The organism is Lentzea kentuckyensis (assembly GCF_002150765.1).
In the GTDB taxonomy this organism is placed as follows: Bacteria; Actinomycetota; Actinomycetes; order Mycobacteriales; family Pseudonocardiaceae; genus Lentzea; species Lentzea kentuckyensis.
The window spans coordinates 226769-249182 of the sequence record NZ_MUYM01000012.1 but is presented as its reverse complement, the minus strand read 5'-3'; the positions used below and the strand labels follow the sequence as shown (position 1 = coordinate 249182).

General features: G+C 70.0%; 23 protein-coding genes. 11 read left to right on the top strand and 12 right to left on the bottom strand.

Features of this window, described 5'->3' with window-relative positions; genetic code table 11:
• Window positions 1-42 precede the first annotated feature (42 nt).
• A complete protein-coding gene (locus tag B0F77_RS07600) occupies window positions 43-1395 on the bottom strand; it encodes an aldehyde dehydrogenase family protein (protein WP_086662052.1) in 1353 nt (450 codons plus the stop codon).
• A gap of 132 nt (window positions 1396-1527) precedes the next feature.
• Between B0F77_RS07600 and B0F77_RS07595 the strand changes: the two genes are divergently transcribed.
• Together B0F77_RS07595 and B0F77_RS07590 are read left to right on the top strand one after the other, a co-directional pair.
• Window positions 1528-2520 (top strand): NAD-dependent epimerase/dehydratase family protein, encoded by a 993-nt coding sequence (locus tag B0F77_RS07595; RefSeq protein WP_086662051.1) that lies wholly within the window; start codon window positions 1528-1530, stop codon window positions 2518-2520.
• A gap of 66 nt (window positions 2521-2586) precedes the next feature.
• On the top strand, window positions 2587-3144 hold the full coding sequence (locus B0F77_RS07590; RefSeq protein ID WP_086662050.1) for a phosphatase PAP2 family protein: 558 nt from the start codon (window positions 2587-2589) through the stop codon (window positions 3142-3144).
• Here the strand turns inward: B0F77_RS07590 and B0F77_RS07585 are convergent.
• Both B0F77_RS07585 and B0F77_RS07580 read right to left on the bottom strand, forming a co-directional pair.
• A complete protein-coding gene (locus B0F77_RS07585) occupies window positions 3054-3650 on the bottom strand; it encodes a flavodoxin family protein (protein ID WP_086662049.1) in 597 nt (198 codons plus the stop codon). The two genes, B0F77_RS07590 and B0F77_RS07585, sit on opposite strands and share 91 nt — an antisense overlap.
• Before the next feature lie 36 nt (window positions 3651-3686).
• Window positions 3687-4835, bottom strand: coding sequence for a cytochrome P450 (locus tag B0F77_RS07580; protein ID WP_086662048.1), 1149 nt, complete (start codon window positions 4833-4835; stop codon window positions 3687-3689).
• 80 nt (window positions 4836-4915) lie between these two features.
• On the opposite strand from B0F77_RS07580, the gene B0F77_RS07575 reads away from it, so the two are divergent.
• Genes B0F77_RS07575 through B0F77_RS07565 form a run of 3 tightly spaced genes read left to right on the top strand, consistent with a single transcriptional unit; the run spans window position 4916 to window position 6459 of the window.
• Window positions 4916-5242 (top strand): plasmid stabilization protein, encoded by a 327-nt coding sequence (locus tag B0F77_RS07575; protein ID WP_086662117.1) that lies wholly within the window; start codon window positions 4916-4918, stop codon window positions 5240-5242.
• Between the two features lies 1 nt (window position 5243).
• Window positions 5244-5894, top strand: a complete 651-nt coding sequence (locus B0F77_RS07570; RefSeq protein ID WP_086662047.1) for a hypothetical protein — start codon at window positions 5244-5246, stop codon at window positions 5892-5894.
• A 10-nt stretch (window positions 5895-5904) separates the two neighbouring features.
• Window positions 5905-6459: a hemerythrin domain-containing protein gene (locus B0F77_RS07565; RefSeq protein WP_086662046.1), complete on the top strand. Its 555-nt coding sequence runs from the start codon at window positions 5905-5907 to the stop codon at window positions 6457-6459.
• Here B0F77_RS07565 and B0F77_RS07560 read toward each other — a convergent pair.
• Both B0F77_RS07560 and B0F77_RS47760 read right to left on the bottom strand, forming a co-directional pair.
• A complete protein-coding gene (locus B0F77_RS07560; protein ID WP_086662116.1) occupies window positions 6456-7655 on the bottom strand; it encodes an MFS transporter in 1200 nt (399 codons plus the stop codon). The two genes, B0F77_RS07565 and B0F77_RS07560, sit on opposite strands and share 4 nt — an antisense overlap.
• A gap of 84 nt (window positions 7656-7739) precedes the next feature.
• Entirely contained in the window at window positions 7740-7907 is a 168-nt protein-coding gene (locus B0F77_RS47760; protein WP_158102631.1) for a DUF3040 domain-containing protein, read from the bottom strand.
• Between the two features lie 137 nt (window positions 7908-8044).
• Here B0F77_RS47760 and tal point away from each other — a divergent pair, with 137 nt between their 5' ends.
• Entirely contained in the window at window positions 8045-9124 is a 1080-nt protein-coding gene (gene tal, locus B0F77_RS07550) for a transaldolase (RefSeq protein WP_086662044.1), read from the top strand.
• A gap of 3 nt (window positions 9125-9127) precedes the next feature.
• Entirely contained in the window at window positions 9128-10954 is a 1827-nt protein-coding gene (locus tag B0F77_RS07545) for a transketolase (RefSeq protein WP_086662043.1), read from the top strand.
• 83 nt (window positions 10955-11037) lie between these two features.
• Here B0F77_RS07545 and B0F77_RS48645 read toward each other — a convergent pair whose 3' ends face one another.
• Window positions 11038-11205 (bottom strand): hypothetical protein, encoded by a 168-nt coding sequence (locus B0F77_RS48645; protein WP_169730895.1) that lies wholly within the window; start codon window positions 11203-11205, stop codon window positions 11038-11040.
• A 161-nt stretch (window positions 11206-11366) separates the two neighbouring features.
• Between B0F77_RS48645 and B0F77_RS07540 the strand changes: the two genes are divergently transcribed.
• The gene (locus B0F77_RS07540; protein ID WP_086662042.1) at window positions 11367-13952 is read left to right on the top strand and encodes an ABC transporter substrate-binding protein; all 2586 of its coding nucleotides are present in this window, start codon (window positions 11367-11369) and stop codon (window positions 13950-13952) included.
• A 42-nt stretch (window positions 13953-13994) separates the two neighbouring features.
• Here the strand turns inward: B0F77_RS07540 and tsaA are convergent, their stop codons facing one another.
• Window positions 13995-14390 (bottom strand): tRNA (N6-threonylcarbamoyladenosine(37)-N6)-methyltransferase TrmO, encoded by a 396-nt coding sequence (tsaA, locus tag B0F77_RS07535; protein ID WP_086662041.1) that lies wholly within the window; start codon window positions 14388-14390, stop codon window positions 13995-13997.
• The gene (locus tag B0F77_RS07530; RefSeq protein ID WP_245847874.1) at window positions 14390-15796 is read right to left on the bottom strand and encodes a protein adenylyltransferase SelO; all 1407 of its coding nucleotides are present in this window, start codon (window positions 15794-15796) and stop codon (window positions 14390-14392) included. The genes tsaA and B0F77_RS07530 overlap by 1 nt, the downstream gene beginning before the upstream one ends.
• Before the next feature lie 92 nt (window positions 15797-15888).
• On the opposite strand from B0F77_RS07530, the gene B0F77_RS07525 reads away from it, so the two are divergent.
• Window positions 15889-16335, top strand: coding sequence for a hypothetical protein (locus tag B0F77_RS07525; protein WP_143466611.1), 447 nt, complete (start codon window positions 15889-15891; stop codon window positions 16333-16335).
• Between the two features lie 11 nt (window positions 16336-16346).
• Here the strand turns inward: B0F77_RS07525 and B0F77_RS07520 are convergent, their stop codons facing one another.
• Entirely contained in the window at window positions 16347-16715 is a 369-nt protein-coding gene (locus B0F77_RS07520) for an HNH endonuclease (RefSeq protein ID WP_211293703.1), read from the bottom strand.
• Entirely contained in the window at window positions 16699-17628 is a 930-nt protein-coding gene (locus B0F77_RS07515; protein WP_086662039.1) for a LysR family transcriptional regulator, read from the bottom strand. The genes B0F77_RS07520 and B0F77_RS07515 overlap by 17 nt, the downstream gene beginning before the upstream one ends.
• Window positions 17629-17737: 109 nt before the next feature.
• Here B0F77_RS07515 and B0F77_RS07510 point away from each other — a divergent pair, with 109 nt between their 5' ends.
• Together B0F77_RS07510 and B0F77_RS07505 are read left to right on the top strand one after the other, a co-directional pair.
• Entirely contained in the window at window positions 17738-18718 is a 981-nt protein-coding gene (locus B0F77_RS07510) for a TDT family transporter (RefSeq protein ID WP_245847873.1), read from the top strand.
• A gap of 195 nt (window positions 18719-18913) precedes the next feature.
• Complete coding sequence (locus B0F77_RS07505; protein WP_086662037.1) at window positions 18914-20287, top strand: M14 family zinc carboxypeptidase; 1374 nt, start codon at window positions 18914-18916, stop codon at window positions 20285-20287.
• A 12-nt stretch (window positions 20288-20299) separates the two neighbouring features.
• Here B0F77_RS07505 and B0F77_RS47755 read toward each other — a convergent pair whose 3' ends face one another.
• Together B0F77_RS47755 and B0F77_RS07500 are read right to left on the bottom strand one after the other, a co-directional pair.
• Window positions 20300-20467, bottom strand: coding sequence for a hypothetical protein (locus B0F77_RS47755; protein ID WP_158102630.1), 168 nt, complete (start codon window positions 20465-20467; stop codon window positions 20300-20302).
• Complete coding sequence (locus tag B0F77_RS07500; protein WP_211293702.1) at window positions 20464-22266, bottom strand: ricin-type beta-trefoil lectin domain protein; 1803 nt, start codon at window positions 22264-22266, stop codon at window positions 20464-20466. The genes B0F77_RS47755 and B0F77_RS07500 overlap by 4 nt, the downstream gene beginning before the upstream one ends.
• Window positions 22267-22414 lie beyond the last annotated feature (148 nt).

The following is a 22414-nucleotide window of genomic DNA, read 5'->3' as shown; positions in this document are numbered from 1 at the left end:
CAAATTTGAGCAGTTTGCCCGATTTCTTGGGCTTCCGGCTGATCAGGACCGGCCGTTGGGCACGCCGAGGTGGACCATCTTGGTCGTGGTCATCTCGTCGAGCAGTTCAGGCCCGTAAACGAAACCGGAACCCGAGGCCCCGCGCGGCTGGGCGGCACCGCCGGGCGCTCCGCCGAACACGGCGTTGACCTTCACCGTGCCGACGGGCAGTGCCCGCCAGGCGCGCTGCGCGTGTTCCATCGAGCTGGTCAGCACGGTCGCGGCCAGGCCGTAGGCACCGGAGCAGGCCTCGGCCAGGCCCTCGTCGAACGACGACACCAGCTGCACGGGCGCGACCGGGCCGAAGGTCTCCTCGCACATGATCCGCATCGCTCCGGAGCACTCCGCCAGCACCGTCGCCGGGTAGTAGGCGCCTCGGCCTTCCAGGATCTCTCCGCCGACCAACGCCCACGCGCCCGCGGTGACCGCCTCGGACACCTGGCCGTGCACGAACGAACGGTGGCGTGTGTCGACCAACGGCTGTGGGTCGCTGTTCCACGAACGAGCCTCGGCGCACAGGGCCTCCAGGAACGCCGGTGCGATCGTCTTGTGCGCGTAGATCCGCTCGACCGAGTTGGACAACTGTCCCGCGTTGGTGAAGGCTCCCAGCGCCGCCTGCCCCGCCGCCCAGATCGGGTCCACGTCGTCGTCGATCAGCAGCGGGTCGTTGCCTCCGTTCTCCAGCAACAGTTTCGCGGTGGAGGTGCGCGCGATCGCTCGTCCGGTGGCGGTGCTGCCGACATGTGCGACGACGTCGACGCCGGGAGAACTCACCAACGCGGCACCCACCTCTCCGTCGCCCACCAATGTCTTCAGCACCCCGGACGGAAAGTGCGGCTGGAGAAGCGTCGCCAGCAGCAGGCCCGTGTGCGGGCAACGTTCGCTCGGCTTGTGCACCACGGAGTTACCGGTCACCAGAGCCGCACCGAGCAGGCCGCACGCCACCGCGATCGGGTCGTTCCACGGAGTCAGCGCCACGACGACGCCGCGCGGTTCGGGAACCATGAAGTCGACCGCGGAGCCGAGCAGCGACCGTCCACGATGGACCGGACCCAGTTCGGCGTACTGCTCGAGCGTCGCCGCGGCCGCCAGCACGCCCTCACGAGCCGACCCGAACGGCCGGCCCGTCTCGGTCTCGACCACGGTCGCGAGGTCGCCTGCCCGTTCTCGCAACGAAAACGCGGCGGCCCGGACAGCGGCGCCGCGCTCCGACGCCGCCGTGGCCGCCCACTCCGGCTGAGCCGAACGGGCGGCCGACAGGGCGTCTTCGACGTCGGACGGGGTCGCGGTCGGGAGCCAGCCGATCAGCTGGGAGTCGCGCGGGCTGTGGACGTCGATGGCGTGCATGGCGGTCATGGCAGGCGGGTACCCGTCACCGCAGGTCGAAACCCCTGGAGGAGCCATGCCCGGACGGCGGGAACTGACCAAGGACGAGCTCATGGGCGCCATCGGGATGGCGAACGACCGCGAGACCGCGCGAGCACGATCATGAAGGTCGTGATCACCGGCGCGACCGGCAACGTCGGCACGGCACTGCTCCGCAGACTCGCCGACGAGCCCGACATCCAGGCGCACGGCATCTCCCGCCGCCCGCCCGCGGCCGGGCCGCCGTATCAGGGCGTCGACTGGACGCCGATCGACATCGGCCAGGCCGGCGCGGAAGAACCGCTGGGGGTGGCGTTCGAGAACGCCGACGCGGTGGTCCACCTCGCCTGGCTCATCCAGCCCTCTCACGACGAACGCGAGCTGTACCGGACGAACGTCGCCGGATCGTCGCGCGTGTTCAGTGCCGCGGCCGAGGCGGAGGTGCCGCACCTGGTCCACCTGTCCTCGGTCGGCGCGTACTCGCCGACCCGCAAGGATCACCGGGTGGACGAGTCGTGGCCGGTCAGGGGTGTGTCGTCGTCGTTCTACAGCAGGCACAAGGCCGCTGTGGAGCACATGCTGAACCAGTTCGAGGCGCGGATGCTGATCTCCCGGCCCCGGCCGGGGCTGATCCTGCAGTCCGACGCCGGCTCCGAGATCCGCGACTACTTTCTCGGCGGCCTGGTGCCGAAAGCCCTGTTCCGGCACCGGATTCCGATCTTGCCGCTGCCGCGGAACCTCGTTCTGCAGTTCGTTCACGCGAACGACGTCGCCGACGCGTTGGTTCGTATTCTGCGGAAGCGGCCGCACGGACCGGTGAACCTCGTGGCCGAGCCTGTCGTCACCCCTGGTGTTCTCGCGGACGTCCTCGGCGGCCGGCACGTGCCGATCCCGGCGTGGCTGTTGCGTCAGGTCGCGAACGTGTCCTGGAGGCTGAGGCTGCAGCCGACTCCGCCGGGGTGGGTCGATCTGGCGCTGGCGGCACCGCTGCTGGACGCGACACGAGCGCGGACCGAACTCGGCTGGGAACCGGCGTTCGACGCGCTGGAGGCACTTCGAGCCCTGGTACGGGGAATCGGGCACGGTGAGGAGGTCCCGGCCAGCCCGGTGTTGTGAACCGTCCGAAGTGGACCGCGAGATCCGGGAGTTTGTGGTCGCCCACCGCGAGGAACCTTCTTGGCCATGACGGAAGACGAAGAGCTGGAGTCCGAACTCCCCGCCGATCGGCCCTCCCGGGTCGTGATCGCGGCGAGCGTCACCGCCAGGGGTGGCGCACTGTGGGTGCCGGTCGCGGGCCTGCTCGCGTTGGCAGGCAAGGGCAAGGCGGCGAAGCAGGGGCTGCTCGCCGCGGCCGTCGCGATGCCGATCGGCCATCTCGTGAGCCTGGTGGTGCACCGCCGCAGGCCGCAGGCCGCGAACCTGCCCGCGCGGCAGGCGTTGCCGGAGCACCCCGACTCGTCGTCGTTCCCCTCCAAGCACGCGGTGACGGCCGCCGCGTTCGGCACCGCCACCGCGTTGGGGGATCCAGCGACGGCTGTGTTCGTGACGCCGTTGGTCCTTCTGGTCGCCTACAGCCGTCTGCGGACCCGTGTGCACTGGCCGTCGGACGTGCTGGGCGGCCTGGTCATCGGTGCGCTGGTCGCGCTCGCTCAGGCCGGGATCGGGCGCTCGGCCAGGGCCAGGGCGACCGCGTGCAGGTTGGCGGCCATGGTGCGGCCGGTGTTCTCCGACCACTCGTGACCCTCGCCGGTGTCGGCGTAGCTGGGGCCAGGCCCCGGACCGCGGTTCCAGTACGTCCAGGCCTGGCCGGGGATCGTGTAGCCGATGTCGCCGAGCCCGCCCGCGATCTCGCTGATCACGTGGTGCGCGCCGTCCTCGTTGCCGGTCACCACCACGCCCGCGACCCGGTTGTAGGCCACCGGCCGGTCCGCGTCGTCGGTCTCGGAGATCATCGCGTCCATCCGCTCCAACGCCCGTTGCGCGAGCGAGGACGGGTGGCCGACCCACGTCGGGGTCGCGAAGATCAGGATCTCGGATTCCAGCAGCGCGGCGTGGATCCGCGGCCAGTCGTCGCCGGGCCCCAGGTCGGTCGTGACGCCGGGCGGAATGTCGTGGTCGGCGAGCCGGAACGTGGCCACCTCGACCTCCTTCTTGATCAGCTCGTCGATCACCACCTGGGCGAGCAGGTCGGTGTTGGACTGGTCTGGGGACTTCTTGAGGGTGCAGTTGAGCACCACGGCACGCATCGGGGCTGCCTCCTGTTCTCGTCGGCGATCAGTTGGTCAGGACACGCGAGTACCCGTCGGGGTCGCCTGCAGGCGGAGACCGAAGTGGTTCAGCGTCTTGGGCAGCGGCTCGGCGAGCACGGGGAACGAGAGGTGCTCGCTCAGCGCGTCCAGCATCGCGCCGGCGGTGGCCAGCACGAGGTCGCGCCCAGGGCATTCGCCGGGTCCCGCGCTGAACGGCACGATCGCGGGGTCGCGCGGCCCGTCCCAGTACTCCGGCGCGTACCGGTCGGCGAACGGCAGCCGGTCGGCATCGCGGTGGAAGAACGGCGTGAACACCACGAACTCGGTGCCGGTGGGCAGCCAGGTGCCGTGCCAGCGGGTCGGTTTCGTGCTCTCCCGCAGGATGATCGGCGTCGTCGGCCACAACCGGGCCGACTCCAGGATCCCGTGAGCGCCGCGGCCGCCGATGGCCAGCGCGCGCATCGTGACGATGCCGGCCGCGTCGAACGCGAACAGCCAGTGCGGCACCTGGTCGGGGAACGCGGGGTTGTACTCGTTCAGCCGGTGCTGGAAGCGTTCGCGCAGATCGTTCCGCGGTGGATGGAGGAACGCCCAGTTCGCGTTCTGCCGCAACGCCTTGAGGTCGTCGGTGAGCTGGTGGTCGTTGCGCGCGGTGTCGCCGAGGACGATCCGGCGCACGATCCGCCACCACGCCTGGTTGAACGCGTCCCAGGTCAGCTCGCCGGTGCTCATCACGTGCCGCAGGAGCAGGTCGGCCTCGTCGCGCACGATCGGCTCGACGTTCAGGTTCTCCGGCCGCAACGCGCGTTCGTTCTGCTCACGCCTGCGTTCCCGGTCCGCGCCTTCGGAGATGAGCACGCCGTGCGGCTGGAAGTGCTTGAGAGCGGCCTTTTTCTCCTTGGTGGCCAGGGCGAACGGCTCGGGTGACTCGCGGAGCAACCTGCCGACATCGGTGGGGTCCACCAGGATCGCGACACTGCGGCCGGTGATGCGCAGGCGGACCGGCTCCGGGCCGTAACTGTCGCGCAGGTGCCGCATGGTGTCGATCGCGGTGCCGTCGGACTGGAGCTTCCCGGCGAGCGCCATCACCCCTGGTCTGCGGGCGATGACGCCCTTGGCCAGCGTGGGCAGCAGCACGGTCGCCAGTACTCGGGCGGTGTCGAATCGAGATGAGATCGCCATACCGACGGCTACCCGGTCACCGGTGTGTGAACCACCCCGACCGGGGGTATTCGCGGGACAGCTCGAACCAGGAGGTCGTGATGCCAGCGGGATCGAACGCCAAACGTGAACGCCAGTACGAACACATCAAGGACTCCGCCCAGGACCGCGGCGCCTCGCCCAAGCGCGCGAAGGAGATCGCCGCGCGCACGGTGAACAAGAACCGCGCCCAGGCAGGTGAGTCCAAGACCGCCAGCCGATCGTCCACGAACGACATGTCGCCGCAGAAGCGCGGCGGGCAGCGGTCGGGCACGAACAGGCCGAAGGGTCCGACGAAGGAGCAGCTCTACAACGAGGCCAAGAAGAAGAACATCAAGGGCCGCTCCACGATGACCAAGAAGGAACTGGCCAACGCGCTCGGACGCTGACGTGGACAAGCCCTCGGCGCTGACGATCCTCACCACCGAGCACTACACGCTGCAGATGATCCGCACCGCGACGATCACCGACGCGGCCAGCCGGGCGGGCCACCTGCTCACCACGATCTCCGCGTCGATGATCGCACTCGGGTTCGTGGCGCAGGTGGTGCCGCTGAAGGTGTTGCTGACGCTGATGCTGGTGATCTTCACCGGCCTGTTCGCGATCGGTCTCGCCACCCTGTTCCGCACGGTGGAGCTGACCATCGAGGACGTGCAGGCAGGGCTGGGGATCAACCGGATCCGGCACATCTACGGCGACCTCGAACCGTCCACTCGGGACGCGTTCGTGCGGCAGGTCCACGACGACACGGCCGGTGTCGAGGCGGACGGCGGCCAGACCGGCTGGCGCAAGGCGCGGCGGCCGCGCCTGATCGGCACCGCACTCGGCGTCGCCGGTCTGGTCAACCTGGTCAACGGACTCGTCGCGGGCGCCATCGCCGGTGCCGCCGCTGGCCTGCTGAACGCCAGCCTCACGTGGTCGATCGTCGTCGGCGTCGTGGTCGCCGTGGCGGTCATCGCAGGGTTCGGCGTGGCGCTCGCCCGGATCGGACGGCGCGGGGTCGCGCCCATCAGCACTCGTTATCCCAGGAACCAGCAGTAGGAGGACCGCCGTGCAGTACGACGTCGTCGACCTGATCATGCAGGACCACCGCGAGGTGGAGCGCCTGTTCGACGAGCTCGAGAACCACCCGGAGAAACGGCCGCTGCTCACCCCGGTGCTGTGCGGCCTGCTCGTGGCGCACAGCCGCGCGGAGGAGGCCGAGGTCTACCCGGTCGCCGTCAAGGAGGCGGGCGAGACCGACGAGGTCGAGCACAGCCAGGAGGAACACGCCGAGGCCGAGCGGCTGCTCGCGAAGTTGCTGGACTGCGACTGGGACACGCCGCAGTACGTGCAGGCGCTGAAGAAGGTCGTCGACGCCGTCTCCCACCACGTGGAAGAAGAGGAGAAGACGGTCCTTCCCGGTATGCGCAAGCGGCTCAGCGCGGAACGCCGCTACCAGCTCGGTGAGCGGTTCGCGAGCAGCCGGGCCGAGCACCTCGGCGAGCTGCCCGGTCAGGCCACCCGCGAGGAACTCCTCACCCAGGCGCGCAACCTCGGGGTGACGAACGCGGCGAGCATGAGCAAGAAGCAGTTGAAGAACGAGCTGCAGAAGGCCGGCTCCTAAACCTTTTCCGGCGTCCCGAAGTCACGGGACGACGGCACCAGTGCGGCCAGCGCGGGCGCGGCGAAGCAGATCACCGAACAGGCGATCAGCACCGCGCCCGCTCCGTACGTCGAGAGGGCCGGCGCGATCAACGCCAGTCCGATCGGTGCCAGGCCGTAGGACAGCAGGAAGTCCAAAGAGGACACTCGGGCGAGTTTCCGCGGCTCGACCTCGCGCTGCGTCGCGGTGAACCACGGCACGTTGAACAGGTCGAAGCCGAGCCCGGCGATCGCGTACACGGCGATCACGACGAACGGGTGCACCGGCAGCAGCAGGCACAGCGGCGCGAACCCGTACAGCGCGAGGCCGCAGAGCCCGGTCCACCCGGCGGCCCGCGGCCGCCAGCGGGCCATCAGCACCGCGCCGGCCAGCGCGCCCGCCGTGAAGGCGGTCAGCGCGCCCGCGAGCACGGCTTCGCTGCCGTAGCGGTCGCGGCTGATCAGGGGGAGCACCACGCTGGTCGCCGAGTAGCCGGTGGCGATCACCGCCGAGAGTGCTCCCAGGCCGGCCAGGAACCACGGATGCCTGCGTGCCTCGCGCAGGCCCTCCAGGAACTCGGCCACGAAACCCGCGCCGGAAGACCCCGCCACAGTGCCGGAACCGGCCGGCGACACCAGCGCCGCCACCAGCCACAGCGCGCCGATCCCCAGCAGCAACCCCTCCGTGTTCACGAAGAGCGCGATCAACGCGGTCAGCCCCGGCGCGGCCAGCGTCGTCACCCGGATCGACATGACCATCGCCGCGTTGGCCTCCTGGCGCGCGCCCGGCTCGACCACTTCGGCGGTCAGCGCCGAGAACGCGGGACGGCACGCGCCCTGGCCAGCACCCATCGCGACCGCCGCGACCGCGGCCGGCAACAGGGAGTTGCCCACGAAAGCGGCGAGCACCGGCGCGGCGGCGGCAGCGGTCAGGCCCGACCACAGGACGACCTGGCGGCGGAGGTAGCGGTCGGCCAGCACCCCGCTGACCGGGACCGCGGCGAGAAAACCGATGGTGCGCGCGGCGAGCAGGACGCCCAGTTCGACGGCGGTCAGCGAGCGGGACAGCACCGCCAGGCCCAGCACGAACGGCAGCGACCACGTCGCGATGCCCGACGCGGTGGTCGCCGTCCAGAGACGGAGGAACTGGGTGTCGCGCAGCACCGAGGGGCGGCGCATCGTGTCGAGGACCACGCACTGATCGTGTCGCTCGTGGTCGCCGTCCGAACAGGAGTGTCCGTGAGTTGGCCAGAGATTGGCCGGTTACGCGGGAGGCGGCTTCCGGAAGGCCAGGGTGGCGAGCAGGGCGATCGCCCGCTGGCGGAGGGTGCGCCGTGGCCCCTCGCTCAGGGATCGGGCGAGGTCCGGTTCGGCTGCCCGCAACCGCCGCTCGATGTCGACGAGCCGCTGTCGTTCCTCTCGACTGAGCATGGTGCGCTCCAGTGCCGGTGGGGCTGTCGCGGGGGCCGTACCCAGTGCGTTCGCCGCCCAAACCCGCGCGGTGCGGTGTGTCGGTGAGCCGCTCATGGGTACTCGGCGAAAGGACCCGAAACGAGGGGAGAACCGCCATGCGCACCGCTCTCCACGGCCTGGCCGAACGGGGCCAGAGCCCGTGGATGGACCAGCTCTCCAGAGACCTGTTGCGCGGGGGTGACCTGGCCGCGCTGGTCGAGGCCGGCGTGCTCGGGGTGACGTCGAACCCGACGATCCTCGCGGACGCCATGAGCGCCGGCGACGCCTACGACGCCCAGAAACGAGACCTGGACGGGCAGGACCCGAAGGAGGTCTTCCTCGCACTCGCCGCCGACGACGTCCGCAACGCCTGCGACCTGCTCGCCGGCAAGGGCACGTCACCGCAGGACGGCTGGGTGTCGATGGAGGTCGACCCGAACCTCGCGCACGACACGCAGGCCACCATCGCCGAGGCCCGCCGGCTGCACGAGATGATCGACCGGCCGAACCTGTTCGTGAAGATCCCGGGCACCGTGGAGGGCCTGCCGGCCATCGAGGAGTCGATCGCGAACGGCATCCCGGTCAACGTCACGCTGCTGTTCTCGCTCGACCGCCATCGCGCGGCCGCCGAGGCCTACGTCCGAGGACTGCACCGGTTGCGTTCCAGCGGCGGCGACCTGCGCAAGGTCGCGTCGGTGGCATCGTTCTTCGTGTCCAGAGTGGACACCGAGGCCGACGCACGCCTGGACGCGATGCACGGTCACGAGGTGCTCAAGGGAAAGCTGGCGATCGCCAACGCGAAGCTCGCCTACCAGCAGTACGTGGAGATCTTCTCCGGCAAGGGCTGGGAGGAGCTGGCGCGCGCCGGTGCGTCGCCGCAGTGGTGCCTGTGGGCCTCGACCTCGACGAAGAACCCGGCCTACCGCGACACGCGCTACGTCGAGGAGCTGATCGGCCCTGAGACGGTGACCACCATGCCGCGCAAGACGATCGAGGCGTTCCTCGACCACGGCCGGGTCGCCGAGACGCTCACCCGAGGCGTGGACGCCGCGCGCGGCGTGCTGGAGCGGTTCGGCGAGATCCGGATCAGCTACCGCGACCTCACCGACACGCTGGAACGCCAGGGCGTGCGGAAGTTCGCCGACTCCTACCAGCAGGCCATCGAACGCCTGACCGCCCAACCAGCTCGGAGGTGACCTTTGCCGCACAACGACTTCCGTCACGACCTGGCCCAGCAGCTGCGGGTCGACTCGATCCGCACGAGCGACGCGGGCGGCTCCGGCCACCCGACGTCGTCGATGTCGGCGGCCGATCTGATGGCCGTGCTGCTCGACGGCTACCTGAAGCTCGACTACACCCACACCGACAACCCCGCGAACGACCACCTGATCTTCTCGAAGGGCCACGCGTCCCCGCTGTACTACGCGATGCTCAAGGCCGTCGGCGCGATCACCGACGAGGAACTGCTGACCTTCCGCACGCTCGGCAGCAGGCTGGAAGGCCACCCGACGCCCCGCATCCCGCCGACCGACGTGGCGACCGGCTCGCTCGGCCAGGGGCTGCCCGTGGGCGTCGGCCTGGCGCTGGCCGGGAAGCAGCTCGACCGGCTGCCGTACCGCGTGTGGGTGCTGTGCGGTGACTCGGAGATGGCCGAGGGCTCGATCTGGGAGGCGTTCCAGCACGCCGGCTGGTCCGCGCTCGACAACCTCACCGCGATCGTCGACGTGAACCGGCTCGGCCAGACCCGCGAGACCATGCTCGGCTGGGACCTCGACGGGTACGTGGCCCGTGCGGAGGCGTTCGGGTGGAAGGCCATCGCGATCGACGGCCACGACCTGGACGCGATCGACGCGGCGCTGGCCCAGGCCGTGCAGACCACGGACCGTCCGTCGGTGATCTTCGCCAGGACGCACAAGGGACGCGGTGTGAAAGCCGTGGAGGACCAGCCGGGCAAGCACGGCAAACCGCTGGAGGAACCCGCGGAGGCGATCGAGGAACTGGGCGGCGCCCGTTCGTTGAGCGTTTCCGTCAAGACGCCCACGCCCGGAGCGCCGCACCGCTTCCCGACCGAGGGAGGCGAGTTGCCGCGCTGGGAGCTCGGGGAGGAGGTCGCGACCCGGCAGGCTTATGGCGTCGCGCTCGCCCAGCTGGGCGGGCTGCGCGGGGACGTCGTGGTGCTGGACGGCGAGGTCTCGAACTCGACGATGTCCGAGCTGTTCGCGCACGCGCATCCCGACCGCTACTTCGAGATGTTCATCGCCGAGCAGCAGATGATCGCCGCCGCGGTGGGCATGCAGGTGCGCAACTGGGTGCCGTTCGCGTCCACCTTCGGCGCGTTCCTCACCCGTGCGCACGACTTCATCCGGATGGCCGCGGTGTCCCGAGCGGATCTTCGCCTGTGCGGCTCGCACGCTGGTGTGTCGATCGGCGAGGACGGGCCGTCGCAGATGGCACTCGAGGACATCTCGATGTTCCGCTCGATCCACGGCAGCACGGTGTTGCACCCGTCCGACGCCAACCAGGCGGCGGCGCTCGTCGCCGAGATGGCCACGCTGCCCGGTGTCTCGTACCTGCGGACGTTGCGCGGCAAGACGCCGGTGCGCACCTCGCCGGACGAGAACATCCGCGTCGGTGGCAGCCGCGTGTTGCGCAACAGCGACCACGACGACCTGACGATCGTCGCGTGCGGGATCACCGTTGGTGAGGCCGAGAAGGCGGCGGAGGTCCTGGACGGCGAGGGTGTGCACGCTCGGGTGATCGACTGCTACTCGATCAAGCCGATCGACGCGGAAACCCTGGTGCAGTGCGCTCGCGAGACAGGCGCGGTGCTCACCGTGGAGGACCACTGGCCGGAAGGCGGGCTCGGGGACGCCGTGCTCGAAGCGCTGGCCTCGGTTCCCACGCGGGTGCGCAAGCTCGCCGTGACCGAGATGCCGGTGTCGGGCAAGCCCGGTGAGCTGCTGCACGCCGCCCACATCGACGCGGAAGCCGTGGTGGAGGCGGCGCGGCAGCTGGTGAAGGACTGAAAGTGCTCACGAACTGAGCACTTTCCGGCCGGAGCCAAAACGCTACCGACCCCGATTTTTCTGGGCTGTTTTTCGGGGCTTGCTCAGGTGGGTTCCGGCATCGGCGGGACCGGATCGGGGTCGGGCCCCGGCGGCCGCAGGGGATCCGGATCCGGTCCGGGTGGCTGCGGCTGGTCGGGGCCGGTCGGCCGCGGCTGGTCCGGCCCCGGCGTGTTCGGCAGCGGTTCGGGAGGCGGTACTGGCTGGCTCATATGCGCCGGGTACCCGCTTCCCTGCCTGTTCACCAGATTCCGCCTGCTCACCGGATTCCGCCTGTGTTCGAATACGCCTGATTCCGCTAATGCGCAGCGCATTCCGTCCGACAATCCGCTGAGTCTGTTTGGGGCCGGTGGGGTTCGGGGAGGGTGGGCGGATGGCGCTGTCCAGGATGACCTCGCAGGGATGGTTCCCCGGTTCCGACCGGACGCGCGGTTTGCAGTTCAGCGGCGCACTCGATTTGTTGCGGCTGCTGGATCGGCTCGCCACCCGGCCGCGCTGGCCGTCTCGTGACGTGCCGTTGCCGATCGTGTTCCTGCGCCGGCCGCCGGGAGTGGGGAGTCCGCTCGAAGCGTTGGCCAACCGGCCCGCGACCGCGCGGGGTCGTCGGGTCGCGTTCGCGCTCGTGGACGGTTCCGGGGAGTCCGAACGGCGGTTGCTCGACGACGTGGTCGGGCAGCTCGCGGGCGAGGTGCGGGGTGTGGCGCGGTTGCGGTTCCCGCATTACGCGCTGGTCGGGTGGTTGCTCGCGCTGACGTTGCCGGCCGGGGTCGAGGCCGACGAGGAGGAACGGGAGATCGCGCGGGAGTTCCGGCAGCACCTGCGGCGGCGGGTGCGGATGACCGCGGACGGCGCGCAGGACCTCGCGCAGGACTTCCCGTGGTGGATCCGGCTGCTCATCGGGTTGATGCCGCGGATCGGGCTGGCGTTGACGGCGTTGCTGTGGCGGCCGGCGACGTGGGTGGGCGAGCAGTCGTCGCGGCAGAGCTTCTACCGGCTGGCGCGGGCTTTCGCGAAGGAGCGGCTCGCGGAGCGGCCCGAGGTCGGCGACCTGCTCGTGCGCGCGCTGCTCGAAGATCTGCGGCGTTCGCATCGGCGGTGGACGGTGTGGGGGACGGGCCGCCGGCGGACCGGGTACCCGTGGTTGCTGATCGACAACGTCTCGGCCGGCACGTCCGGGCAGTGGTTGATCGACGCCATCGGGCGTGCCCGCAGCACTGTGCACAGTGGACGTTCGCGGCGAGGACAGTCGTGGCGGGCGAGTCCGTTGAGTCGCCCCGATCCGTTGCTCGTGGTCGCGGCCGGTCAGTCACTCGAGGTGCCGCCGACGCACGCGGCGGACGCGCTCGCCGGGTACCACGACTGGCTCCGGCACCTGTCTCGGTCGGAGAACTGGGTGCTGGCGCTCGACACCGACGCGTCCGAGGTGTCGCACGGCGTGATCGGCGGGCTTTCCGAGTTGCCGTCGCTGCGGTTGCGCCGGGCCGTCGCCGCGCCGCTCGTGCTGACGTTGTGCGCGGGTCTGCTGATGGCCGTGCCGTTCCACAACTACGCCAGGTGCGACGAGTGGTGGTCGCCGTCGGTGCGCTCGCCGCTGGAACGGGTCGGCGCGGAATGCATCGGCGTGTCGGCGGATCCGTTGCGGCACTTCGTCCCGGACTCGGTGCCGGACGACATCAGGCCGGCGTTGCAGGACGTCTACGGCCGGATCATGGCGGAGAACGTCAAGGCTGCGGCGCGGCCGGACGCGATCACGATCGTGTTCCTGAGCGTGCTGACTCCCAGCACCGCCAACAGCTTCCACGCGCTGGTCGAGGAGCTGCGCGGCGTGTGGGTGGCGCAGAAGACCAGTGACGTGCCGATCCGCCTGCTGCTGGCCAACGGCGGCGAGGGGCCGGGCGGGCGAGGTCTGGCGTCCGGTGACATCGCCGCGGACAAGATCATCGAACTGGCCGCCCGCGACCGGAGCGTGGTGGCCGTGACCGGGTTGTCGATCAGCACCGACACCGCCAAGTCGGTCGTGAAGCGGTTGGGCAGCAACGCTTTGCCGGTCATCGGCACGCTGACGTCGGCCGACGACATGGCCACCGTCAACGAGTACTACTACCAGGTCGGCCCCAACAACGTGCGTGAGGCGAAGGTCGCCGCCTACTACGCGCAGAGCCGGCTCGGGGTGACCGACGTGGCGATCTTCTACTCCGGCGACCCGACGGACCGCTACAGCCGGAACCTCGCCGAGGACGCCCGGATGTCCTTTGCGGAGAAGGGAATCACGGTCAGCCAGTACAAGTCCTACCGGGTCGCGGCCGATGACGAGGGCCTCGCGCCGGCCAGCCTCGGGCAGGGCGCCTGTCCCGCGCAGGCCCGGCCGGGGTACGCGGTGTTCTACGCCGGGCGGGCCCAGTACCTGGCGGAGTTCCTGCGCGGCATGAACAGCAAGTGCCAGGGCAGCACGCCACCGGTGCTCGCGAGCGACTCGTCCACCCGGTTCATCCTGGAGGGCACGATGGCGCAGTTCCCCAACGTGCGGCTGGACTACCTGTCGTTCGCGAGCCCGGCGGCGTGGGCGGACTGCGCGAAGGTGCCGTTCTACAAGAACTACCTCGACGTGTTCCGCAGGACGTGCCAGACGCTGAGCGACGGCCGGTCGGCCGCGGCCTACGACGCCATGCAGGTTCTGGCGGAGGGGGTGCGGCAGGTGCGGCGGACGGACCCTGGCGCGCGGGTGCGGGAGGGGCTGCTCGCCGGGATCGGCAGCATCCGGCCGGACAACGCGATCCAGGGCGCCACCGGGACGATCGGGTTCGGCGCCAGCACGCGGTTGCCGACGAACAAGGCCGTGCTGGTGTTGCAGGGCAACACCGACACGACCTCCACGCCTCGGTTGCTGTGCGGGGAGCTGCCGTTCGGCGACGGTCTGGTGGTGGGCCCCGACGGCGGTTGCCCGCGGGATCCCCAGTAGTAATGCGCAGTAGGGGATTCGCAGTAGGGGATTCGCAGTAGGTCAGCGTTCGTTGCCCAGCACGGGTTTGACGTCGACGATCGGGGTGCCGTCGAGCGCTTCCAGGCCGTCGACGTGCACCCGGACCCCGTCGACGGCGACGATCGTGGCGCGGTGCAGGCCGATCGGGTTCGGCCGGTCCGGTGACCGGGTGGAGAACACGCCGGTCTCCGGGCGGTCCGGGTCGCTGCGCGGGTGCACGGCGAGCACGGACCGGTCCGCGCGGTCGAGCCAGGTCAGCACGAGAACGTCCTGCCCGGCGGCGAGTTCGGCCATCGCCCGCCCGTACTCCGGCGCGAAGACGAGCCAGGCGTCCGGCGCGCCCTCGTCGCCCTGCCTGGGCGCGGCGGAGCGGTCGGTGAGCGATGATTCGACGTGGCCGATCGGCTGCAGCTTCATCAAGTCCCGCAGTAGGTCTGGTAGGTGGCGCTGAAGTCTTGCGGCGCAGGGGTTGCGTAGTATTCCATCCCCGCGCGCTCGCCGTACGGCGCCCTCACCGCGGCGAGCAGCCGTTGCAGCGGACCGAGATCACCGTCGGCGCCGGCGGCCAGCGCCTCCTCGACGAGGTGGTTGCGCGGGACGTAAACCGGGTTGACCTTGCTCATCGCGTCGGCGTCCGGGCCGAGCTCCCGCCAGCGCGCGATCCAGGCGTCGATCCCGGCCAGGTCGAGGAACAGCGACCGGGCGGGCTCGGTGTCGCCGTTCGCCGCCTTGCCGAGGTGATGGAAGAACGACGTGAAGTCGACGTGGTCCGCGTGCATGAGCGTGAGCAGGTCCTTGAGGAGTGGCTTCACGTCACCCGTGACCCCGAGCTTGGCCTGCATACCGCCGATCCACGCCCGCTCGAAGTGCTCGTCGAACGTGCCGAGTGTCTCCACGGCCAGGGCGACGGCCTGGTCCTCGTCGTCGGCGAACAGCGGCAGCAGGGCCTCGGCGAGCCGGGCGAGGTTCCACTCGGCGATGATCGGCTGGTTGCCGTAGGCGTAGCGGCCGCGGTGGTCGATGGAGCTGTACTTCGTCGTCGGGTCGTACGCCTCCATGAACGCGCACGGGCCGTAGTCGATGGTCTCGCCGGAGATCGTCATGTTGTCGGTGTTCATGACACCGTGGATGAAGCCGACGAGCATCCACTGCGCCACCAACGCCGCCTGGGCGGCCACCACCTGTCCGAACAGTTCCAGGTAGGTGCTGCCGGGGTAGTGGCGGGCGATGGCGTGGTCGGCGAGGCGGCGCAGCAGGTCGAGATCGCCGGTGTTGCGGGCGTACTGGAAGCTGCCGACCCGCAGGTGACTCGCGGCCACCCGCGTGAGCACGGCGCCTGCCAGCGGTTCCTCGCGCTGGACGACGGCTCCGGTGGCCACCACGGCCAGCGAACGGGTCGTTGGTACCCCCAGGGCGTACATCGCCTCGCTGAGGACGTACTCGCGCAGCATCGGGCCGACCGCCGCCAGCCCGTCGCCGCCGCGGGCGAACGGAGTCCGCCCGGAGCCCTTGAGGTGCAGGTCGCGCAGCCGTCCGTCGGCGTCCGTGAGCTCGCCGAGCAACAGGGCCCTGCCGTCGCCGAGCCTGGGGGAGTAGCCGCCGAACTGGTGCCCCGCGTAGGCCTGGGCCACTCCGGGCGCCGCGTTGCCCACGAGAAACGACAGCCCTTCGGCAGACCGCAGCCAGGTGGGATCGAGGCCGAGTTCCCTCGCGAGCGGCTCGTTGAGGGCGAGCAGTTCCGGTTCGGGGACTCCGGCGGCCTCCCAGGAGACGGCCATCTCCGGAACCGCACCGGCGAAATCGCTGCTCAGGCTGATGTCCACGGACCCAAAGGTACCTGCCTGATCGGGTGAACCCGGAGGCCACCGGCGCCACCTCGGCTCTGACGGCCTCGTTGTGTGGCTACCCTCTGCCCATGCGCTACTCCGCCATCGCGCTGGCTTTTGTGCTGGTCGGGTGCGGTACCGGGACCACGTCCCTGCCCACGATCACCCCCACGCCGACCACCTCGTCCGTCTCGCCGCTGCCGGCGCTGCAACCCCGGCTCGACGCGATCGGTGTCCTGCTCACCGCCTGCATCCCCCGGCTGCGCGGCGAGCCGGTCGACCAGATGGACAACTGCGCCAACCTGATGCCCGACGTGACAGGTGTGCTCGACGAGGTCGAGAAGCAGTCGGACAAGCTGCCGCCGACCAGCAGGTCCGCCGTCGAACAGGCCCGCAGGTCGCTCACGGACATCGCGCCGTGCGAGCCGTGGTTCGCCGCCGGAGGGTCCAGTGCCGACGCGCAGCTCGACGATCGCTGCAACAAGGCGTGGGACGCGCTCTTCAAGAGCTACAACGCCTTGAGGAACGCCGCCTGACGGAACCGCGATCAGGTCTGGGACACAGGCTCGGCGAACTGGGCGGTCAACGCCGTCGAGATCTCGTAGTGCCGCACGAGGAACGCGCGTTCGTCCAGCTTCTTGCGCCGCAGCCAGCCCGTGACCTCGGCGTTGCACTTGCTGGCGTTGCACGAACCGCACGCGGGCACGACGTTGCCGAGCGTGTAGCGGCCGCCGCGCGAGATGGCCTGGATGCAGTCCTTCTGCAGCGAACCCGTTGTGCTGCCGCAATAGGCGCAGCCGGACCAGGACGTCTTCAGCGCGTCCCACTGCGCGTCGGTGAGGTCGTGGGTGACGCGGGCCATGCGCTTCTTGCGCTTGCGCGCGGCGCGAACCTGTTTGCTACCGCCGGTCGGCACGGTTCGTGAGACTACGCGTCGCGATGGTCAACAGGTCGGAGGCGGGGCCTCGGGGTGTCCGGCCGGTCGGCCACACGGCGCGCAACGCGCGGTGCAGGTCCAGGTCGCTGACCTCGATCCGCACCAGCGTGCGGGTCGCCAGGTCGGCGGCCACCGCGTGCACGCTCAGCACCGCCGGGCCGATGCCGCCGATCGCGGCGGCCTTGATCGCCGTGGTCGAGGACATCTCCAGCAACGGTCCGGCGGACTCGGTGATGCCCGCCGTCCCGAGCGCGTGTTCCCACGCCTGGCGTGTGCCCGAGCCCGGTTCCCGGCTGACCAACGGTGTCGCGGCGGCTTTCGCGGCCGTCACGCGGCGGCGCCTGGCCCAGGGATGCGCGGGGGCGACGACGACCACCAGTTCGTCGTTGGCGACCACGCGGCTCGCCAGTCCGGCGGGTACGTCGGTCGACTCGATGAACCCCAGGTCGGCCCGCTCGGCCAGGATCTGCTCGGCGACGTGCACCGAGTTGCCCGCCGTCAGCACCGTCGCGGTGTCCGGACTGACCGTCCGCAACGCGATCAGCCACGCGGGCAGCAGGTACTCGGCCACGGTGAGGCTGGCGGCGATCTTGAGCTGGCTGTGCCGGTCGGCCCGCAGGCTGGTGAGACCGGCGTCGAGGTCGACCGCCCGCGCGAGCACCGGGGCCGCCCACCCGGCGACCAGTTGACCGGCCGTGGTGAGCCGGGCGCCGCGCGAGGTGCGTTCGAGCAACGCCACGCCGACGCGGGCTTCGAGCAGCCTGAGGCGTTCGCTGGCCGACGGCTGCGACATGCCGTGTGCCGTCGCCGCCCGGCCGATGCTGCCCAGCTCGGCCACGCTCAGCAGCAGGTCGAAGCTGGTCAGGTCGGTGACCCTGGACGGCAGAGGCATAGGCACAGCCTATGCGTTCATCGGTGATCGACGCCTACCGAGGTGGGGCGGGCGCGAGGATTGTCGTGTCGTGACCGCTCTCGCACCTCACCCACACCGTGCCCCCGAGGTGCGACGAGCGGCGCCTTTCGGCCCGAACCTGTTCGCCTCCGTGATGGGTACGGGGATCGTCGCCACCGCCGGTGCCTCCCTGCCCGGGCTGCGCACCCCCGCCACGTTCGTGTGGGCGCTGGACGCCGTGCTGCTGGTGTTGCTCGTTGCCGCCGCCGTCAAGCGCTGGACGTGGGCGACCGTGCGGGACCAGTTCGCCGACCCGGTGATGGCGCAGTTCTGGGGCGCGCCACCGATGGCGTTGATGACCGTCGGCACCGGCGCGTTGCTGCTCGGCCGCGACTGGATCGGCCTGCCCGCCGCGCTGGCGGTCGACTGGACGTTGTGGACGGCCGGCACGCTGCTCGGGCTCGCCACGGCGGTCCTGGTGCCGTTGCGGATGATCGGCAGCGGCGAGCGCGCGTTCGGCGGCTGGCTGATGCCCGTCGTGCCGCCGATGGTGTCCGCCGCCTCCGGTGCCCTGCTGGCCCAGCACCTCGACGGATCGGCCAGACAGGCCATGGTGCTCGGGTGCTACGCGCTGTTCGGTGTCAGCCTGTTCGCGACGATGGTGATCGTGCCGCAGATCTGGCAGCGGCTCGTCCAGCACGGCCTGGGCGCGGCGTCGACCGTGCCGACGCTGTGGATCGTGCTCGGGCCGCTGGGGCAGTCGATCACGGCCGCCAACCTGCTCGCCGGGGTGCCGGTGCTGCCCGGCCAGGCCGCGTTCGGGGTCCTGTACGGCACGATCACGTGGGGGTTCGCCCTGCTGTGGGTGGCGCTCGCGGCGACCGTCACGGTGCGGACCGCTCGGCGCGGGTTGCCGTTCGCGTTGACGTGGTGGGGTTTCGTCTTCCCGCTGGGGACTTTGGTGACCGGTACGAGCGCGCTCGCGGTGAGGGTGCCGTCGGCGATGTTCACCGGCGTGGCCGTGGTCCTGTACGGCGCGCTCGTGCTCGCCTGGGTCACCGTGGCCGCGCGCACGCTGCTGCGGCGATAGCGGAGCCGAGCACGTCTAGTGCCGTAACCGGCAACCTTCGCCGCGATCCACCCGTCTGGACACCGAAATACGGGGCAAAGGCTGCCGGTTACGGCACCAGCAAATGAGACGGAGTTTTGCGGACAAACGACCTCATCCTGTGAGAGCGTTCCCCGCAGGGGTGCAAACCGTGATCTTCACAGGGGGTCCACAACCATGAAGCAGCGACGGCTGAGCCTTGCCCTGGCGGGCGCCGCCAGCGTGGCTTTCCTCGCCGGGACGTCGGTGGCCGCACCGCCGCCGCCGGCCCCGGCGCAGGAGGGGCAGAGCTACGTCTACCGCGTTCCCGCGCCGCTCGGGCAGAAGGCGCAGGACCTGCTCGCGCGCGGGTTCGACGTGCTGGAGCAGCGCGACGGCGACGACCTGTTCGTGCTGGGCTCGAAGGACGTGCACACCAGGCTCGCCGAGGCCGGGTTCACCGGCACCGTCGAACAGGTGATGGCGCCGTCCACGTTCGCGCCGGCGACCAAGGGCAGCGGCGTCAACGAGACGTACTACGGCGGCTACCGCACGGTCAAGGCACACCACGCGCACCTCAGCCAGGTCGCGTTCAGGTATCCGGGCCTCGCGACCGTCGTCGACTACGGCGACTCGTGGCGCAAGACCCAGGGCGCGGGCGGCTACGACCTGAAAGCCATCTGCATCACCAAGAAGTCCCGCGGTGACTGCAAGCTGACCCCGGACGTCCGCAAGCCGAGGCTGTTCGTGTCGGCCCAGATCCACGCCCGCGAGATCACGACCGGCGACATGGCGTGGCGCTGGATCGACCACCTGACCAAGGGGTACGGCAAGGACGCCGAGGTCACCTCGCTGCTGGACACGACCGAGGTCTGGGTCGTGCCGATCGCGAACCCGGACGGCGTGCAGATCGTGCAGTCCGGTGGCGACACGCCGAAGCTCCAGCGCAAGAACGCCAACTACACCAACGGTCCCAAGGTGTGCCCGACCTCCGAGCAGGACCCGAACGCCCAGATCGGCATCGACGTGAACCGCAACTTCACCGTCGAGTGGGGCGACAACGGCACGTCGTCCGACCCGTGCAGCCAGGTCTACCGCGGTCCGAAGGCCGACTCCGAAGTCGAGACCAGGGCGATGGAGACGTTCTTCCGCAAGCTCTACCCGGACACCCGCGGCCCCGGCCGGACCGACCCGGCCGACCCCAGGACCCGCGGCATGGTCATCACCATGCACTCGGCGCTCAACGTCGTGCTGCTGCCGTGGGGCTACACCACCACGCCGTCACCGAACGACGGACCGCTGCGGGCGATGGCCAAGGACATGGCCCAGCTCGCGGGGCCCGACTGGCAGTACGGCCAGCCCGGTGAACTGCTCTACACCGCGGGTGGCTCGATCGACGACTGGGTGTACGGCGAGCTCGGTGTCCCGCACTACACCTGGGAGATCGGCAACTGGGAGGGCGACTGCGCCGGGTTCACGCCCGCGTACTCCTGCCAGGACGGGCACTGGGCGAAGGTCAAGCCGATGCTGACCTACGCGGCGCGCAAGGCCGCGAACCCGTACGGCGGCTGATCGTGCACGGTGTCAGTCCGGCGGTTCGCTCTCGTCCTCGGTGGTCTCCTGCTCCGGCACCTCGGGTTCCGGAGTGTCGAGATCAGTCAGATCAGGTGTACCGGGGGAGTGCGGCGCTTCGGGGTTGAGTGGATCGGTCATGCCGCACGGGTACCCGTGCGGCATGACCTCAAGCTTCACGCGGGCACGGTCCACCTCTGGTTGGCCCCACCCGTGCAGGACCAGATCTGCAGTTTCGCGCCATCGGCCGTGTTGTTGCCGATGACGTCGAGACATTTGTTGCTGCCGACGTTCACCAACGTCCCGTTGGACGCGCTCCACCGTTGGTTTCCGCCGCCGAAGCAGTCCCACAGCTGGACCGCTGTGCCGTCCGCGGTGCCGTTGCCGGTCACGTCGAGGCACTTGCCGAGTCCGCGCACCGTTCCGTCCGCCGCGAGCGTCCACGTCTGGTTCGCACTGCCGGCGTAGCAGGTCCACAGCTGCGGCTGGTTGCCGTTCGCGGTCGAGCCGTTGGTGACGTCCAGGCACTTGCCGCCCAGGCCGGTCATCGCCCCGGTGCGGCCGGGCTGGCCGGGGTCGAGCGTGCCGGGCCAGGTGAAGGTCGCCATCGCGCCGGCCGGGAGGGTGTAGCCGAAGGTCTGGCCGCCGTAGGAGACGCGGAAGCTCTGCTGGCCGCCGGAGTTGAGGGCCACCAGGACGATCCGGCCGTCCGGGTTGCGGAAGGCGACGTTCTGGATGCCGCCCTCGCCGTACCCGGTCGAGTCGATGCGGACCGCGCCGGGCTGCACGAACTTCGACAGGTGGCCGAGCACGTAGTACTCGGCGTTGTAGGTGACGTCGTTGCCGTTGGTCCTGACCACGCCGGTGCAGTTGGTGCAGCTGCCGATCACCGGGCCGTTGTTGTTGTCCAGGGCCATGTTCCAGATCGCGACGGAACGGGCGTGGTTGCGCGTGGCGCCGATGGCGAGGTTGATGCCCTGCCAGCGCAACGTGTCGCGGAACGTCGCCGCGTCGTCGCCCGACCTCGTGCCCGAGCACTCGGTGAAGAAGATGTCCTTGCCGGGCTGGTTGTTCTTCACGACGGACTGGCCGCTGGGGTTGCCGCCGTAGCAGTGCCACGCCGAGCCGATCACGTTGCCGCCCGCGCCGTTGTTCACGGTCTGCGGGTAGGTCGTGTCGTCCCAGTTGTGGTCGTAGCCGAGGATGCGGGCCTGCTGGCCGGCCGCACGCAGTTTCGGCACCAGGTTGTTGATGACGTTCACCTGCTGTTGCGCCGACATCCGCATGCCGGGGTAGCCGGGCGGCTCGAAGTTCGGCTCGTTCTGCACGCTCAGGTAGTCGATCGGCGCGCCGGCCGCCTGGTAGGACTGCGTGAACTTGACCAGGTAGTCGGCGTAGACACCGATCCGGCTGTCGTTGAGCGAGCCCTGGATGAGGCTGTTGTTGTTCTTCATCCACGCCGGGGCGCTCCACGGCGTCGCCATGATCGACAGCTGCGGGTTCAGCTGCTTCGCCTGCCGGATCAGCGGCAGGACGTAGGCGTTGTCGTGGGCGGTGGAGAACCGGGAGAGCGCCGGGTCGGCCGCGCCGTCGTCGTAGGTGTAAAAGTTCCGCGAGAAGTCGGACGCGCCGATCGGCTGGCGGAGGAAGCTCAGGCCGATGCCGTTGCCGCGATCGAACAGGTTGTTCATGATCTCGTCACGGCGTGGTGAGTTGAAGATGTTCCACGCCGCCGCGTCGGTGAACGAGGCGCCGAAGCCGACCATGGACTGGTAGGTGGAGTTCGGGTTGACCGTGATCGTCGGACCGGTGCCGCCCGAGCCGAACGTCACGTCCGCCTGTTGCCGCAACAGGTTCGAGCGGTCGGCGGTGGTGAGCCAGACGCTCGCGTTGGTCGCGGCCGTCGCGGACGGGGTGGCGAGGCCCGCCATCACGACCGCCGCGACGATCGCCGTGCTGCGCCACCGTTTTGTCGTCATTGGCATAGCGCTCCTTGCAGGGTTTGGGCGCCCGTGGAGGTGATCGCGGTTCGTCTCATGTAACACGCGTTCATCACTGTGAAACATCAGCTTTCATGATGAAACACGGGGGTGTGGCGACGGTCAATGGTCTGGCCGAGTTCCGGTA

Coding starts and splice junctions, on each gene's coding strand:
- B0F77_RS07600 (WP_086662052.1), bottom strand. CDS start 1,395: ATGACCGCCATGCACGCCATCGACGTCCACAGCCCGCGCGACTCCCAG.
- B0F77_RS07595 (WP_086662051.1), top strand. CDS start 1,528: ATGAAGGTCGTGATCACCGGCGCGACCGGCAACGTCGGCACGGCACTG.
- B0F77_RS07590 (WP_086662050.1), top strand. CDS start 2,587: ATGACGGAAGACGAAGAGCTGGAGTCCGAACTCCCCGCCGATCGGCCC.
- B0F77_RS07585 (WP_086662049.1), bottom strand. CDS start 3,650: ATGCGTGCCGTGGTGCTCAACTGCACCCTCAAGAAGTCCCCAGACCAG.
- B0F77_RS07580 (WP_086662048.1), bottom strand. CDS start 4,835: ATGGCGATCTCATCTCGATTCGACACCGCCCGAGTACTGGCGACCGTG.
- B0F77_RS07575 (WP_086662117.1), top strand. CDS start 4,916: ATGCCAGCGGGATCGAACGCCAAACGTGAACGCCAGTACGAACACATC.
- B0F77_RS07560 (WP_086662116.1), bottom strand. CDS start 7,655: ATGCGCCGCCCCTCGGTGCTGCGCGACACCCAGTTCCTCCGTCTCTGG.
- B0F77_RS47760 (WP_158102631.1), bottom strand. CDS start 7,907: ATGCTCAGTCGAGAGGAACGACAGCGGCTCGTCGACATCGAGCGGCGG.
- tal (WP_086662044.1), top strand. CDS start 8,045: ATGCGCACCGCTCTCCACGGCCTGGCCGAACGGGGCCAGAGCCCGTGG.
- B0F77_RS48645 (WP_169730895.1), bottom strand. CDS start 11,205: ATGAGCCAGCCAGTACCGCCTCCCGAACCGCTGCCGAACACGCCGGGG.
- B0F77_RS07540 (WP_086662042.1), top strand. CDS start 11,367: ATGGCGCTGTCCAGGATGACCTCGCAGGGATGGTTCCCCGGTTCCGAC.
- tsaA (WP_086662041.1), bottom strand. CDS start 14,390: ATGAAGCTGCAGCCGATCGGCCACGTCGAATCATCGCTCACCGACCGC.
- B0F77_RS07525 (WP_143466611.1), top strand. CDS start 15,889: ATGCGCTACTCCGCCATCGCGCTGGCTTTTGTGCTGGTCGGGTGCGGT.
- B0F77_RS07515 (WP_086662039.1), bottom strand. CDS start 17,628: ATGCCTCTGCCGTCCAGGGTCACCGACCTGACCAGCTTCGACCTGCTG.
- B0F77_RS07505 (WP_086662037.1), top strand. CDS start 18,914: ATGAAGCAGCGACGGCTGAGCCTTGCCCTGGCGGGCGCCGCCAGCGTG.
- B0F77_RS07500 (WP_211293702.1), bottom strand. CDS start 22,266: ATGACGACAAAACGGTGGCGCAGCACGGCGATCGTCGCGGCGGTCGTG.